The 14,763-nt window shown below is 63.9% G+C and carries 13 protein-coding genes; 5 read left to right on the top strand and 8 right to left on the bottom strand.

What is annotated here, in order from left to right; genetic code table 11:
* A complete protein-coding gene (gene wecC, locus DKM43_RS10185) occupies positions 1-1,305 on the bottom strand; it encodes a UDP-N-acetyl-D-mannosamine dehydrogenase (RefSeq protein WP_109798368.1) in 1,305 nt (434 codons plus the stop codon).
* Positions 1,295-2,419: a non-hydrolyzing UDP-N-acetylglucosamine 2-epimerase gene (gene wecB / locus DKM43_RS10180; RefSeq protein ID WP_109798367.1), complete on the bottom strand. Its 1,125-nt coding sequence runs from the start codon at positions 2,417-2,419 to the stop codon at positions 1,295-1,297. Before wecB ends, wecC begins: the two co-directional genes overlap by 11 nt.
* Before the next feature lie 161 nt (positions 2,420-2,580).
* On the opposite strand from wecB, the gene DKM43_RS10175 reads away from it, so the two are divergent.
* Positions 2,581-3,852: a nucleotide sugar dehydrogenase gene (locus DKM43_RS10175; protein WP_236632516.1), complete on the top strand. Its 1,272-nt coding sequence runs from the start codon at positions 2,581-2,583 to the stop codon at positions 3,850-3,852.
* Positions 3,853-3,907: 55 nt separating this feature from the next.
* Positions 3,908-4,906, top strand: a complete 999-nt coding sequence (locus DKM43_RS10170; RefSeq protein ID WP_109798365.1) for an NAD-dependent epimerase/dehydratase family protein — start codon at positions 3,908-3,910, stop codon at positions 4,904-4,906.
* A gap of 140 nt (positions 4,907-5,046) precedes the next feature.
* Here the strand turns inward: DKM43_RS10170 and DKM43_RS10165 are convergent, their stop codons facing one another.
* Positions 5,047-7,374: a TonB-dependent receptor gene (locus DKM43_RS10165; protein ID WP_109798486.1), complete on the bottom strand. Its 2,328-nt coding sequence runs from the start codon at positions 7,372-7,374 to the stop codon at positions 5,047-5,049.
* 194 nt (positions 7,375-7,568) lie between these two features.
* Here DKM43_RS10165 and DKM43_RS10160 point away from each other — a divergent pair, with 194 nt between their 5' ends.
* On the top strand, positions 7,569-8,195 hold the full coding sequence (locus DKM43_RS10160) for a TetR/AcrR family transcriptional regulator (protein WP_109798485.1): 627 nt from the start codon (positions 7,569-7,571) through the stop codon (positions 8,193-8,195).
* On the opposite strand, the gene DKM43_RS10155 is transcribed toward DKM43_RS10160, so the two are convergent.
* Positions 8,177-8,575: a hypothetical protein gene (locus DKM43_RS10155; RefSeq protein WP_109798364.1), complete on the bottom strand. Its 399-nt coding sequence runs from the start codon at positions 8,573-8,575 to the stop codon at positions 8,177-8,179. The two genes, DKM43_RS10160 and DKM43_RS10155, sit on opposite strands and share 19 nt — an antisense overlap.
* Positions 8,576-8,676: 101 nt before the next feature.
* Here DKM43_RS10155 and coaBC point away from each other — a divergent pair, with 101 nt between their 5' ends.
* Together coaBC and dut are read left to right on the top strand one after the other, a co-directional pair.
* A complete protein-coding gene (gene coaBC / locus DKM43_RS10150) occupies positions 8,677-9,882 on the top strand; it encodes a bifunctional phosphopantothenoylcysteine decarboxylase/phosphopantothenate--cysteine ligase CoaBC (protein ID WP_109798363.1) in 1,206 nt (401 codons plus the stop codon).
* Positions 9,854-10,336 (top strand): dUTP diphosphatase, encoded by a 483-nt coding sequence (dut, locus tag DKM43_RS10145; protein ID WP_109798362.1) that lies wholly within the window; start codon positions 9,854-9,856, stop codon positions 10,334-10,336. The genes coaBC and dut overlap by 29 nt, the downstream gene beginning before the upstream one ends.
* 78 nt (positions 10,337-10,414) lie before the next feature.
* Here the strand turns inward: dut and DKM43_RS10140 are convergent, their stop codons facing one another.
* The 4 genes from DKM43_RS10140 to secB all read right to left on the bottom strand — a co-directional run bounded on the left by DKM43_RS10140 (position 10,415) and on the right by secB (position 14,533).
* Complete coding sequence (locus tag DKM43_RS10140; RefSeq protein ID WP_109798361.1) at positions 10,415-11,179, bottom strand: DUF4136 domain-containing protein; 765 nt, start codon at positions 11,177-11,179, stop codon at positions 10,415-10,417.
* 153 nt (positions 11,180-11,332) lie between these two features.
* Positions 11,333-12,352, bottom strand: a complete 1,020-nt coding sequence (trpS, locus tag DKM43_RS10135) for a tryptophan--tRNA ligase (protein ID WP_109798360.1) — start codon at positions 12,350-12,352, stop codon at positions 11,333-11,335.
* An 11-nt stretch (positions 12,353-12,363) separates the two neighbouring features.
* Positions 12,364-13,935 (bottom strand): murein biosynthesis integral membrane protein MurJ, encoded by a 1,572-nt coding sequence (gene murJ / locus DKM43_RS10130; RefSeq protein ID WP_109798359.1) that lies wholly within the window; start codon positions 13,933-13,935, stop codon positions 12,364-12,366.
* A 79-nt stretch (positions 13,936-14,014) separates the two neighbouring features.
* Positions 14,015-14,533 carry a protein-export chaperone SecB gene (secB, locus tag DKM43_RS10125; RefSeq protein ID WP_109798358.1) on the bottom strand — a complete coding sequence of 173 codons (519 nt, stop codon included), beginning with the start codon at positions 14,531-14,533 and terminating at the stop codon, positions 14,015-14,017.
* Positions 14,534-14,763: the final 230 nt, after the last annotated feature.

Below are 14,763 nucleotides of genomic sequence, written 5' to 3'. Positions count from 1 at the left end.
TCAGCCCGCCAGACGCAGCCCTTCGATCACGTTCGGCATGGCAGGCTGATCGGACCAGATGCCGCGCGTGTCGTAAACCACCTTGCCCTGACGTTCGGCCAGCGGCACCACCTTGAACACATCGTGATCGACCAGAACGATCAGCACGCCGCAATCCTCAAGCGCGGAATCGAGATCGATCCGCACCGCGCCCGTGCCCTCGAACTCGCGCGGGAGCTGTGCCGCGTAAGGCTCGACCACATGGATGCGGCTGCCGAACTGGCGAGCGAGGCTGGCGGCGACATAGCGCGCCGGGCTTTCGCGGAAATCGTCGATATTGGCCTTGAAGGCGAGGCCCAGGCAGGCAACCTTTTCATGCGGGTGCGCCGCAACCAGTTCCGCGGCCTTCTTCACCACGTGGTGCATCTTGCCATCGTTGACATTGCGGGCCGTGCGGATCAGCGGGGTTTCATCCGGCGCGCCTGCCACGATGAACCACGGGTCCACCGCGATGCAGTGCCCGCCAACGCCGGGGCCGGGTTGCAGGATATTCACGCGCGGGTGGCGATTGGCCAGCCGGATCACTTCCCACACGTCAAGGCCCATGCGGTCCGCAACGATCGACAGTTCGTTGGCAAAGGCGATGTTCACATCGCGATAGGCGTTCTCGACCAGCTTGGTCATTTCCGCGCTACGGGCATCGGTCGTCACGCAGGTGCCGCGCACGAAGCGCTTGTAGAAGGCCAGCGCCTTGCGGGCGCAGCGCGGCGTGATGCCGCCGATGGAGCGATCGTTGTTGGTCAGCTCCTCAAGGATGCGCCCCGGCAGAACGCGTTCGGGGCAATAGGCGATCGCCACATCAGGCGTTTCGCGCATGGTGCCGGGAAACTTCAGGTCGGGGCGCAGACCCGCCATCAGATCGCGCATCTGTTCGGTCGTTCCCACCGGCGAGGTGGATTCAAGGATCACGGTATCGCCCGCCTTGAGCACGGCGGCGACCTGCGTTGCCGCAGCCAGCACATAGGAAATGTCGGGCGTGTGGTGCCCGTCCTTCTCGAACGGGGTGGGCACCGCGATCACGAAGACATCGGCCGGTTCGATCTGGGTTGAAGCACGAAGCAGTCCGCGCTGGACGACGCCATGCACCAGACCATCGAGATCGACTTCCTCGATGTGGATTTCACCGCGGTTGATCGTATCGACCACGTCCTGCGAAACATCGAGGCCAAGCACCTTGCAGCCCGCACGTGCAATGATGGCGGCGGTCGGAAGTCCGATATAGCCAAGACCGACAACACAGACGTCCGGCTTCACATCACCCATCATTCGCCAGCAACTCCACGATACGGCGCGATGATTGCCCATCCCCGAACGGGTTGTGCGCGCGCGCCATGGCCGAATAGGCAGCCTTATCGTCGAGCAGGGTGAAGATTTCGGAAACGATGCGGTCGACATCGGTGCCGACCAGCCTTGCAGTGCCCGCGCTCACGCCTTCGGGCCGTTCGGTCGTCTCGCGCATGACCAGCACCGGCTTGCCCAATGCGGGCGCCTCTTCTTGCACCCCGCCCGAATCGGTGAGCATGATTTCGGCAATGGAGAGCAGGCGCGCGAAGTGCGGATAGTCGAGCGGTTCGATCATGGCCACATTGGCAAGGCCGGATAGTGCCGCATCCATTACCTTGCGCACGTTGGGATTGGGGTGGACGGGAAAGACCACGGCCACATCATCGCGCGCCGCGATCCTGCGCACGGCTTCGGCGATGTTCTCAAGCCCTCCGCCAAAGTTCTCGCGGCGGTGGCTGGTCACGCCGATGATCCGTTTGCCGGAAAAGCGCGCCTCGATTTCGGCAAGGCCCGATGCGAGCGCGGGTTCCGCGGCAATCCGCGCCGTGACCCAGTGCAGCGCATCGATCACGGTGTTGCCCGTGACGTGGACGGTTGCGGGATCGGCATTCTCGGCCACGAGGGCGGCAGCGGAAACGTCGGTCGGTGCAAAATGGAGCCTTGCAATCGTCCCGATGATCTTGCGGTTCACCTCTTCGGGCCAGGGGTGATAGATGTTGTGGCTGCGCAGCCCTGCCTCGACATGCGCCACCGGCAGCTTGCGGTAATAGGCCGCCAGCGCGCCCGCCATGGCGGTGGCGGTATCGCCCTGCACCACCACCCAATCGGGGCGCACTTCATCCATCACCTTGCCCAACTCGGTAAGCAGGGCGGCGGTCAACCCATCAAGCGTCTGGTCGGGCTTCATCAGGTCCAGATCGAAGTCGGGCACGATTCCGGCTATTTCCAGCACCTGATCAAGCATCGCGCGGTGCTGCGCCGAGACGCAGGTGACAACGCGGCACCGCGGATCGTCCTGAAGGGCATGAACCACGGGGAACATCTTGATCGCTTCGGGCCGGGTGCCGAACACCGCAAGGATGGTCTTTGTCGTCATGGCGCGTTCAATAATCGCGGAGTGTTAACCGTGAAATAAGAGCCGCGAATTAAGCAAGGTCGGGTTCGGACGCGAAGCTGCGTCAACCATGAAAGGCCCGTTGCCCCGTGACCGTCCAGTTCCCGCCGCTTGCTCCTGCCGCCCTGCACGGTTCTGATCCGCTGGTTCCGACCACCACCCGCGTGACCGTGCTGGGCCTTGGCTATGTCGGTCTGCCGCTGGCGGTCGCGCTCGCAAAGCGGTTCTACGTGACCGGGTTCGACATCGATGCGCAGCGTATCGCCGAGCTGGCCGACGGGCACGACCGCACGCGCGAAATCGACGCCGAAAGGCTTGCCCAGTCGAGCCTCGGTCTCACCAGCGATGCCGCCGTCTGCCCGCCAAGCGACTTCTACATCGTGACCGTGCCCACGCCCATCGATGCGGCGAACCGCCCGGACCTCAGGCTGGTGGAAGCGGCCTCGCGCACCGTGGGGCGAATGCTGCCCGATGCGGTGGCCGAAGGGCGCAGCCCCGTGGTCGTCTATGAAAGCACGGTCTATCCCGGCGTTACCGAGGAAATCTGCGGACCGCTGCTGGAGGAGATTTCGGGCCTGAAATGCGGCACCGATTTCTTCCTCGGCTACAGCCCGGAACGCATCAATCCGGGCGATCGCGAACATACCATCGAGCGGATCACCAAGGTCGTCTCCGGCCAGACGCCTGCGGTGCTTGACCGCGTGGCCGATCTTTATGGCGCAATCACCAGCGGCGGGGTGTTCCGCGCGGCCTCGATCAAGGCGGCAGAAGCGGCCAAGGTGATCGAAAACGCCCAGCGCGACATCAACATCGCCTTCATGAACGAGATCACGCAGATCTTCTCGAAGATGGACCTTTCGGTCTGGGACGTGCTGGCGGCAGCGGGCACGAAATGGAACTTCCTGCCCTTCACGCCCGGCCTGGTCGGCGGGCACTGCATCGGGGTTGATCCCTATTACCTTTCGGCCCGCGCCGAGGCGCTGGGTCACGATCCGCAGGTGATTCTGGCCGGACGCGGCGTGAACGACGGCATGGCGCAATGGGTTGCGCGCCAGCTTCATGCCAAGCGCGGCGGCAAGGCCGGGTCAGTTCTGGTGCTGGGTCTGACCTTCAAGGAAAACGTGCCCGATCTGCGCAATTCCAAGGTCGCCGACGTGATCGTTGAACTCAAAGCCCTGGGCCATGATGTGACGGTGCACGATCCCCATGCCGATCCTGCCGAAGCGCTCCACGAATACGGGCTGGAACTGGCGAGCCATGCCTTCGCCCAAACCTTCGATCTGGTGTTCCTTGCCGTTCCGCACCGCCATTACCTTGAGGCCGGTGCAGAGCGTATCGCAGCCCTCGTGGCGCCGGGCGGCACGCTCGCCGATCTCAAGGGCGTGCTTGGTGAAAAGGCTGACTGGAAACTTTGATCGCCAGCGCCTAACCGGGCCTCAGGCATCACGCCCCTAGCACTCAGGAATTACCATGCGCGTCCTCGTCACCGGTGCGGCCGGATTCATCGGCTACTCGCTCATCACACGTCTGCTGGCGCGCGGCGACGAGGTGATCGGCATCGACGTGGTCAATGATTACTACGACCCGGCGCTCAAGGAAGCGCGCCTTGCCCGGCTGGTGGAAGAGGGCGGCGCGCGCTTCACCTTCTGCCGCACCGATTTTGCCGATTATCCGGCACTCACGGCCGCGCTGCAAGGCAAGGCGTTTGAACGGATCGTGCATCTGGGAGCACAGGCTGGCGTGCGCTATTCGATCGAGAACCCCCATGCCTATGTGCAGTCGAACCTCGTCGGCCACCTGAACCTGCTGGAAGTGGCGCGCCATCGCGGGGCCGAGCATATGGTCTATGCCTCGTCCTCGTCGGTCTATGGCGGGAACACCAAGCTGCCGTTTTCGGTGGAAGACCGGGTCGATCATCCGCTTTCGCTCTATGCCGCCACCAAGAAGGCGGATGAGCTGATGAGCGAGACTTACGCGCATCTCTATCGCCTGCCGCTGACGGGCCTCAGGTTCTTCACCGTCTATGGCCCGTGGGGGCGGCCCGACATGATGATGTGGCTGTTCACCAAGGCAATTCTGGCCGGAGAGCCGATCAAGGTGTTCAACCACGGCGACATGTATCGCGATTTCACCTATATCGACGACATCGTTTCGGGCGTGATCGCCTGTCTCGACAATCCCCCGCCAGACGACGGCACGGTAAAGGCCGGCGGCAGCGAAAAGCCGCACCGGCTCTACAATATCGGCAACCACAAGTCCGAACACCTGATGAGGGTGATCGGCATTCTTGAGGATGAACTGGGCCGCAAGGCGCAGATGGAAATGCTGCCCATGCAACCGGGCGACGTGCGCCAGTCGTTTGCCGATATCGACGCGATTTCGGGCGATCTGGGGTATCGGCCGACGACCAGCATCGACGTGGGCGTGCCCAGCTTCGTGCGCTGGTACAAGGATTACCACGGGGCCTGAACCGGCCGCGCGGGCGCAGCCTTTCTTCCCTTCCTTCTGGCAAGCGAAAAGCCCCGATCCTTTCGGACCGGGGCTTCCGTTCAGGCAGGCGGGTGGGAGGGAGAGGAGGACCGCCTGCCCTTCTGTGGTTCAGGCATGGATCAGAAACGCACACCCACCGTAACGTTCCACGTGCGCGGATCGCCGTAATAGACGGTCTGTATGTTCCCGACCGAGCTGAACTCCTGACCGTCGGTCTTGTAGAGCGTGTTGCCCACGTTGCGCACGGTGCCGCGCAGGTAGAACTTGTCGAAATCGACCTGCGCATAGAGGTTGCCGATGAGGTAGCCATCCTCGGTCAGTCCGGGGCGGTTATCCACCGAGAGGAAGTGCTTGTCGACAAAGCGGGCATCGCCGCCCAGCGTGAGCGAGGCATCGCCAAGCGCGACGCGATATTCACCGCCCGCCCGCAGGGTCAGCGGCGGCGCGAAAGCCGGGCGGCAGGTGATGGCGGCCCCGGTGGGGTTGCAGCTGAACGCGGCCCCGCCCAGCGGCGGCAGGCGGCGCGGATCATCGAAGCGCTTGTAATCGGCATCGAGATAACCGACCGAGGTGAACAGCGTGAGCGCCTTGACCGGGCGGACCGAGAGATCGAACTCCAGCCCCTGAATGCGCAGCTTGCCGGCGTTGAGCACGGGGAAGCTGCCGCCAAGGCCAACGTTCGTGCCATTGCCGACACGTGCCTGGAAGTTGTTGTAATCGGAATAGAACGCCGCAGCCGAAATCAGCACCCTGCCACCAAGGAAGCTGCCCTTGGCGCCTGCTTCATAGGTCCAGACGGTTTCGGGATCGAAGTTGGGGACCACCGTGGTCACACCGTTCAGCGTGACCGAGATATCGCCGTTGGAGTTGACGCGTCCGTTGAAGCCGCCCGCCTTGAAGCCGCGGCTGGCCGAGGCATAGATCAGCGTGTCGGTGGTCGGCTTGTAGGACAGCGTGACCATGGGCGTCCACGCATCGTAGCTGACCGTGTTGATCCCGGTGAAGGGCGCGGGCAGGTTCTGCGGGAAGCAGTAGGCCAGACCGTTCAGCGCGCCCAGCGTCGATGCGGTGGTGGTGCAGCGGTCGTAGGTCTTCTTCTCTTGCGTGTAGCGCAGACCCGCCGTGACCGCGAACTTTTCGGTGAAATCATAGGTGAGCTGGCCGAAAGCGGCATAGCTCTTCGTCACCTGCTCGTCGTCGATCGTGCGCAGGAAAGTGATCGGGCTGCCGAAGAAGGCGAACAGATCGTCCGCATAGGCTTCCTGATGCGAGCCGACGTTCTCGTGCAGGTAGTAGAGGCCGAACACGCCGTTCAGCTTGTCGCCGCTATACTTGAGCTGGAGTTCCTGACTGAACTGGTTCTGGCGGGTGCCCACGAAGACATCACCGATCTCGAACTGGGTCGCGTCGATATCGACAAAGAAGTCGGTCTTGAGCTTGCGATAGGCAGTGATCGAGGTGAGTTGCAGGCTGTCGGTCAGGTCGATGTTGACCGTGCCCGAAAGCCCCCAGTGATCGAGCTTCTGCCCCTGATCGGGAGCAAGGCTGGTCGATGCGCGGAAGTCGTAAGGACCATAGGGATTGGCCGGTGCCAGCACCACACCGCCCAGCGCAAAGTCCGTCCGGATCAACGGCGCGGTAAGATAGCCCAGCGTGGCGGCGTTGCGCTGGCGGGTATAATCGCCCGAAATCAGCACCTCGACCGTATCGGAAGGCTTGGCGCGAAGCGTGGCGCGGCCGGCGAGGTTATTGCGGTCGTTGTAGCGGCGGCCCGTGCGCGGATCGGTCACGATGCCGTCACGGTCATCATAGACACCCGCAACCGAGAGCGCGAGCTTGTCTTGAATCAGCGGCGCGGAAACATAACCCTTGGCCGTCACCTCATCGTATTGGCCATAGGTGAAGGCCGCTTCGCCGCGCAGGGTCGAAAGATCGGGCTTCTTGGAAACGACGTTTACCGCGCCGCCGATGGTGTTCTTGCCGTAGAGAGTGCCCTGCGGGCCGCGCAGCACCTCGACCCGCTCGACATCGAACAGGTTCAGCAGCGCGCCCTGAATGCGGCTGAGATAGACGCCATCGACATAGACGCCGACCGCCGGATCGAAGGTGGCCAGCGCATCGGGCTGGCCGATGCCGCGGATATAGAAGTTTGCGCTGCTGGCCGAACCGCGGCCCTGCACGATATTGACGTTGGGAATAGCACCCTGAACGGCGGACAGATCGCGGCCACCCACCTTTTCCAGCGATTCGGTGCTGATCGCCGAAACAGCGATCGGCACGTCGAGCAGGCGTTCCTCGCGGCGGCGGGCAATGACGAGAATCTCGCCCGAATCGTTTGCCGCAGCGGTTTCGTCGGCAGGTGCTTCCTGCGCAAAGGCAGGCATGGCGGGCAGCGCCATCAGCGCGGCGGAAGCGGCCAGAACGGCGCGGGCAGAAAGTCGGGTCATCACAAACAGGCTCCCTCTCGCGGACTTCGTGCGTCCGCATTCCTGCTGATATTGAAAGTTGAACCACCTTTCAACTTCTCGTTGTGATAATCCGATTTGCCCGCTACGAATCGTGGCGGATTGGCAACAGCATCACCGCCGGGCGCGCGGCTGGATGCATCAGGCCGGGGGAGAAGCCGCGTGGACGATCAGCCATGGCGCAGGTAAGCGCCGCCAGTCCCGGCAAAGTGCCGCGCACTGCGCGGGGCCGGGAAACCCTGCGCAAGCTGCTCGATGCTGCTGCGGCCGAGTTTGGCGAGCGGGGCTTTCACGAAGCGTCAATCAGCGGCATCACCCGGCGTGCCGGCACCGCGCTCGGCAGCTTCTATACCTATTTCGATTCGAAGGACGCGATCTTCACCGCGCTGGTGCGCGACATGTCGGCCCGCGTGGCAACCACTGCTGCGGCCGCCGTCAGCGAAGGATCAATCGGTCTCACGCGCGAACGCGAGGCGCTTGAAGGATTCCTGCGCTTTGCCCGCGAACACAAGGAAATCTATCGGATCATCGACGAGGCCGAGTTTGCCGACCCGGTCAGCTACCGCGCGCACTATGAAGGCACGGCCACCCGCATCGCCGCGCGCCTTGCCGAAGGCGCCGCGGCTGGCGCACTGCGCGATGGCGCGCAGGATGTGCGCGCCTGGGCCATCATGGGCATGAACGTGTTTCTGGGCCTGCGTTTCGGCGTGTGGGACACCTCACGCCCGGTCGAGGAGATCGCCGAGATCGCCGCCGATCTGCTGGGCCGGGGCCTGGCGCGGGATCAGGCGGCGATTTCCTGAAGCCGGTGGTGCGGCAAGAGGCGCCATGCGGCCAGCATCAGCACCACGTGCCCTGCCTCGACCGCCATCGGAAATGCCCAGCCCGGATAACTGCCCGTCACTGCCAGATCGATCGCCCGGCCCACAAACGAAATGCCGAAGAGCACGGCGGGCACCAGCAGAAGATCAGCGTTGCGCCGCCATGCGCCCCACATCATGCAGAACGCCGCAACCCCAAAGAACGAGGTGAAATCCGCGCGGATGGTTGAAATGCCCGCCGTGCCCGTGGCGGCGATGCCAAACCCCGTGGCGGTCTGCGCCGGCCCGGTCAGAAAGCCGATGGCTATGAACAGATCGAACAAGCCCGCCAGAAACACCAGCGAAGTCAGCACCAGTCGCATTTGCCGGATCCCCCTTTTTTGCTTTGCGCCCAGCCTGCAACAGAATGCGGCCATGCGCAAAAGGATTGCGCGCGGCGGTGCGCCAATGCACAAGCGCGGGCATGATGAACAAGCGCATCCTGCTGATCGTCGGTGGCGGCATCGCGGCCTACAAGGCGTGCGAACTGGTGCGGCTGCTGCGCAAGGAAGGCGCGAGCGTCACCTGCGTGCTGACCGAGGGCGGATCGCGCTTCGTCACCGCGATGACGCTGGCCGCACTCAGCGAAAATCCGGTGCATACAACGCTGTGGGACCTCAAGAACGAGGTCGAGATGGGGCATATCCAGCTTTCGCGCAGCGCCGATCTGGTGGTCGTCTGCCCGGCCACGGCAGACCTCTTGGCCCGCATGGCCGCGGGCATTGCCGATGATCTGGCCAGCACGCTGCTGCTGGCGACCGACAAGCCCGTTCTGGCGGTGCCTGCCATGAACGTGCGGATGTGGCAGCATCCTGCAACGCAGCGCAATGTTGCCGTGCTGCGCGGCGATGGCATCACGGTGATGCAGCCAGATGACGGCGCAATGGCCTGCGGCGAGTTCGGCCCCGGACGCCTGCCCGAACCGGCAGCCATCGTGGCTGAAATCGCGCGGTGCCTTGAAGGACGTGCAGGGCCACTTTCCGGCAGGCACGTGCTGGTCACGGCAGGCCCGACGCACGAGCCAATCGACCCGGTGCGCTACATCGCCAACCGTTCCAGCGGAAAGCAGGGCTTTGCCATTGCCGCCGCCGCCGCCCGCGCAGGCGCAAGGGTGACGCTGGTTTCCGGCCCGGTGAACCTGCCCACGCCGCCCGGCGTGACGCGCATCGATGTGGAGACCGCGCGCCAGATGGCCGCCGCGGTCGATGCCGCGCTGCCTGCCGATGTGGCGGTGATGGTGGCCGCCGTGGCCGACTGGCGCAGCGCCGGCGAAGCGGCACAGAAGATCAAGAAGGATGGTTCGGGCACTGTCCCCCCGCTGCAACTGGTGGAGAACCCCGACATTCTGGCCACGCTGTGCCGGTCGGACCGGCGGCCTGCGCTGGTGGTCGGCTTTGCTGCCGAAACCAACGACGTGCTCGACCATGCGCGCGCCAAGCTGCTGCGCAAGGGTGCCGACTGGATCGTGGCAAACGATGTTGCCACCCATGCCATGGGCGGTGACATCAACCGTCTGCATATCGTGAACGCAGAAGGCGTGGACAGCCTGCCCGAACTGCCCAAGGACGCCGCCGCCGCCACCCTGATCGAGAGAATCGCCCATGCCATCGCTGCAAGCAAACACGCCTGAAGTTCCGGTGCTCGTCAAACGTCTGCCCCATGGGGCGGACCTGCCGTTGCCGGCCTATGCCACGCAAGGCGCTGCCGGAATGGACGTGGTTGCGGCCGAGGACATCGATCTTGCTCCGGGGGGGCGTCATGCCGTGGCGACGGGCCTCGCGCTGGCCATTCCCGAAGGCTACGAGATCCAGGTCCGGCCGCGCTCCGGCCTTGCGCTGAAGCACGGGGTCACGGTGCCCAACACGCCGGGCACGATCGACAGCGATTACCGCGGCGAACTGAAGATCATCATGATCAACCACGGCAGCGAAACCTTCTCTATCCGCCGGGGCGACCGTGTTGCCCAGCTTATCCTCGCGCCGGTCACGCGCGGCACCTGGGTCGAGGTGGATTCGCTTGCGCATACCGAACGCGGCGAAGGCGGCTTCGGATCGACCGGCGGGCTGGCCGCGCTGAAAGGCTGACACAAGCGCAAACGTTCAACGCAAAGAAGGCCCCGCATCGCTGCGAGGCCCCTTTTGCCTGTTCGCACAGGGTGCGGGTCAGTCGATCTTCTTGATCGTCTTCTTTTCGGGCGCGATCGAGATACGCACGGTTTCACCGTTGTTGCCGGGGAAATTCGTGAACATCGCCTCGACCAGATTGGGCACGACATAGGACAGCCGGTTCGACTGCGAAGCGGCTTCGGCCTTGCCCTCGAACAGACGCTGACCATCCTCGCGCCGATCGATCTTCAGGTTGATGCCCGAAGTATAGACCGTCACCACATCGACGCCGCCACCCCAGCCCGCGCCGCCGAAGAAGAACGGATCATACCAGCCCCAGCCCCATCCGCCACGGCCGTAAAAGCCGGCGCGGCCCCAGCCGCGGCCCCAACCGGGACCCCAGCCCGGACCCCAGCCGCCCCAGCCACCCCAGCCGCCCCAGAAGGGATCGGCAAAGCCGGTGTTGCGGATGCGGTCACGGCCGCCATCGATACCATATTCGAACTTGACGATGAGATCGGCCACTTCGGCATTGGCCGGACGGTAGCCAAGCTTTTCCATCTGCTTGCCGACGAGCGAGGCATATTGCGCAAACTCAAGCCCGCCCGCATCGCGCGGGTTGTCGGCAACCACGGCAAAAGTCTGCCCGGCAGGGGCGGGAAGCTGGGCCTGAAAGCGCTTGACATCGGCCTTGAACGGGGTGGCACACCCGCTGAGCGCCACCAGCAGCAAGGGCACGGCGGCCATGCCCAGAAGGCGGCGCCGGCTGCTGCCTGCGGCCGCAGGCTGCCCGGAAGGCTGACTGTGCAAAAGCGACTTCATCCTGCGACTCCTGATCCTCTGCCTGCGTCACGGTTATCTGACGCAACTGTGCTTAGCATGGCGTCTTTGTGGACAGGAAGTGCTGAACGCACGTTGAATGCCCCGGCAACAAAGATTGCGCCGGGGTAACATTGTGCAACATTGATCGCGTTTTCAGCCCCTTACCAGACCCAGCGCCGCATATGTGCGTGCCAGCATGGGCGCGGCCAGATCGCGGGCCTTCAAGGCACCCTTGGCAAGGATGGCATCAAGCGCTTCGCCATCGCCGCGCAGTTCGCGGTAGCGCGCTGCCATGGGCGAGAGCGTTTCCACCAGCAGTTCGCCCAGCGCGGGCTTGAACTGGCCGAAACCCTTGCCTTCGAACTGCGCCAGCACATCGGCCGCGGAAATCCCGGCCATTGCCGCATAGATGCCGACGAGATTGTTGGCCTCAGGCCGTCCGGCCAGCCCCTCGATCGTGCCGGGCAGCGGTTCGGGATCGGTCTTGGCCTTCTTCACCTTCTGCATGATCGCATCGGCATCATCCGTCAGGTTGATGCGGCTCATGTCGGAAGGATCGGACTTGCTCATCTTGGCCGTGCCATCGCGCAGGGACATGATGCGGGCCGCTTCGGGCGGAATGATGGGATCGGGCAGCGTGAACAGCGGTGCGTCTTCAGCACAGAAATCGTTGTTGAACTTCTGCGCGATATCGCGCGCAAGCTCCAGATGCTGCTTCTGGTCCTCGCCTACGGGAACGTGAGTGGCCTGATAAAGCAGCACGTCGGCGGCCTGAAGCACGGGGTAGGTGAAAAGCGCCACCGATGCGCCCTCGCGGTTCTTGCCGGCCTTGTCCTTCCACTGTGTCATGCGGTTGAGCCAGCCCATGCGGGCCGTGCCGTTCAGCAGCCATTGCAGTTCGGCATGGGCGGGAACCTGTGCCTGATTGAACAGGATCGACTTGTCGGGATCGATGCCGCAGGAAACTAGCGCCGCCACCATTTCCCGCGTGTTGGCGGCAAGTTCGGCCGGGGAATGCGGCATTGAAATGGCGTGAAGGTCGGCCAGAAAATAGAGGCACTGCGCCCCTTTGGCGGTCCATTCATCCTGCATCCGCACCCAGTTGCGGATCGCCCCCAGGTAATTGCCGAGGTGGAGATTGCCGGTGGGCTGGATGCCGGAAACGATACGCATTCAACATGCCTTCAGTTGGAGCGGCGACGCCGCAGGAGAAGTTTGAGATCGCCGGGCCGAAACGCGCCGGTCATCATGGCGGCGAGGCCATAGACCAGCACTCCGCCACTGACCAGACCGGCCATGGCCGCAATACGGACCAGCCATGTTCCCTGGACCCACGGCATGACCAGCCCCTGCCCGGCCCAGAGCACGCCGCCCATCGCCGCAGCCGCCAGCGCCAGCCGCCAGACCCGCCGCTTGAGCCGGGCATCGGCCACGAAATGCCCGCGCTTTGCCAGCGTCCGGTAGAGCAGCCAGACATTGACCGTGGAAGCCAGCGCCGTGGCGAGTGGCGGTCCCATGTGCCTTAGCGGCACGATCAGCGCGAGATTGCCAGCAAGGTTCACGGCCACGGCAATCGAGGCATAGCGCAGCGGGGTCTTCGTGTCCTGACGGGCATAGAAACCGGGGGTCAGCACCTTTACCAGAATGTAGCTGGGCAGGCCGATCGAAAAGGCGGCAAGCGCCTGCGCGGTATAGTGCGTGTCAAGCGCATCGAACTTGCCATAGCCGAACAGGGCCGCAGCAATCGGTTCGCCGCACAGAACGAGCGCGATCGTGGCCGGAAGGGTAAGCAGCAGGGCAAGCTCCATGCCCCGGTTCTGCGTGTCCATCGCAGCGGCATCCTCGCCGCCGCCAAGCTGGCGCGAAATCGTGGGCAGCAGCACCGTGCCGAGACCAATGCCGATCAGCCCCAGCGGCAACTGGTTCAGGCGGTCGGCCATGTAGATATACGTGACCGATCCATGATCGAGCAGCGAAGCCGCCAGCGCGGTGGAAATGACGAGGTTGATCTGCACCGCGCCAGCCCCTGCGGCGGCTGGCAGGATCAACTTCATCAGCCGCTTCACTTCGGGCGAGAGCCGGGGGCGGCGCAGGCGCAGGTTCACCCCGTTGCGATGGCAGGCCCACGCCAGCCACGCCAGTTGCAGCGCGCCCGAAACCGATACCGCGATCGCCTGATTGCGCGCGGTAATCAGCGGGTCATCGGCATGAAAGCCCAGCAGCGCAACGATCAGCGTGAGGTTGAGCAGGATGGGCGCGGCCGCATTGACCCAGAACTTTTGCAGCGAATTGAGGATTCCGCCCAGCAGCGAGACCAGACTGATGAGCATGAGATAGGGGATCGTCCAGCGCGACAGTTCCACCGCATAGGCGAACTGCTGCTCGCTGACACCGTTGAACCGGCCCGACAGCACCAGCGTGACCGGCCATGCGAAGATTTCCAGCAGCAGGGTCATCAGCAGCAGGACGGGCAGCAGGACTGCCAGCGCGGCTTCGGCAAAGTCCAGCCCGTCGCGCAGCCCCTTGCCTTCGGGATTGGCGACCTTCTGGTTGAACATCGGGATGAACGCCGACGAAAAGGCCCCTTCCGCGAACAGCGCGCGGAACATGTTGGGCAGCCGGAAGGCGACAAGAAAGGCATCGGAGGCGAATGCCGCCCCGACATAGCGCGCGAAGAGACTGTCGCGCACCAGCCCCAGAATGCGGCTGAGCAGGGTAAGCCCGCCAATCGAGCCGGTGGCCCTCAGAAGATTCACGGCAGAAGGTTCATGGCACAAGGTTCATGACAAGGCGTTCATCGCCGCATCCTTCTGGCTACCGGATCAGAGCGCCGGATCAGGCCTGCCCGGCAGGGGTAGCCTCTGCGGTGGCCTGAGCCTGCGCCAGTTGCTGGAGATAGAGGCCGTTGAAATCGATCGGCTCAAGCATGAGCGGCGGATAGCCAAGATCGCGCACCGCATCGGCGATCACGCGGCGCGCGAAGGGGAACAGGATGCGCGGTCCTTCGGCGAAGAGGAAGGGGTGGGCCTGTTCATCAGGCACGTTGCGCATCCCGATGAGGCCGCAATAGGCCAGTTCCACGATGAAGGCCGTGCCCTGCGCGGTCTTGGAGGTGACGTTGATCTTCAGTTCGATCTCGTGGATCTCCGGCTGGATCGAGCGCGCTGAGATATTGAAGTCCACCGCCATCTCCGGCGCTTCGGCCCACTGGTAGCTCTCAGGCGCATTCGGATTCTCGACCGAGAGATCCTTCACATACTGCGAGATGAGACCGATGGCGGGCGAGGTGTCCTCGCCGTTGGGCGCGGGGCCACCAAGATCGAGATTCGAGATGATATTGCCTTCATCGGCCATGGGAGACATGCTTTCGGTGAGGTTTGAATGCTGGTGCGCGCGACTAGCACTATGGCACCCGGCGGGCAATCCGCTTTGCCTGCGCCTCATTGTTGCAGCGCAAAGGCAACAGTCCGGCCGTTTTATCGTGCAGGTGATCCGCCCAAAGGGCCATGCACACGTTGTTCATTTGTAATCCGTACCTATTTGAGGCACGTTACTCTTGCGCCGTGTGCCCTTGCGGGGCGGCA

Source organism: Novosphingobium meiothermophilum (assembly GCF_003171715.1).
GTDB classification, from domain to species: Bacteria; Pseudomonadota; Alphaproteobacteria; order Sphingomonadales; family Sphingomonadaceae; genus Novosphingobium; species Novosphingobium meiothermophilum.
This window is presented reverse-complemented; position numbering and strand designations above follow the sequence as displayed.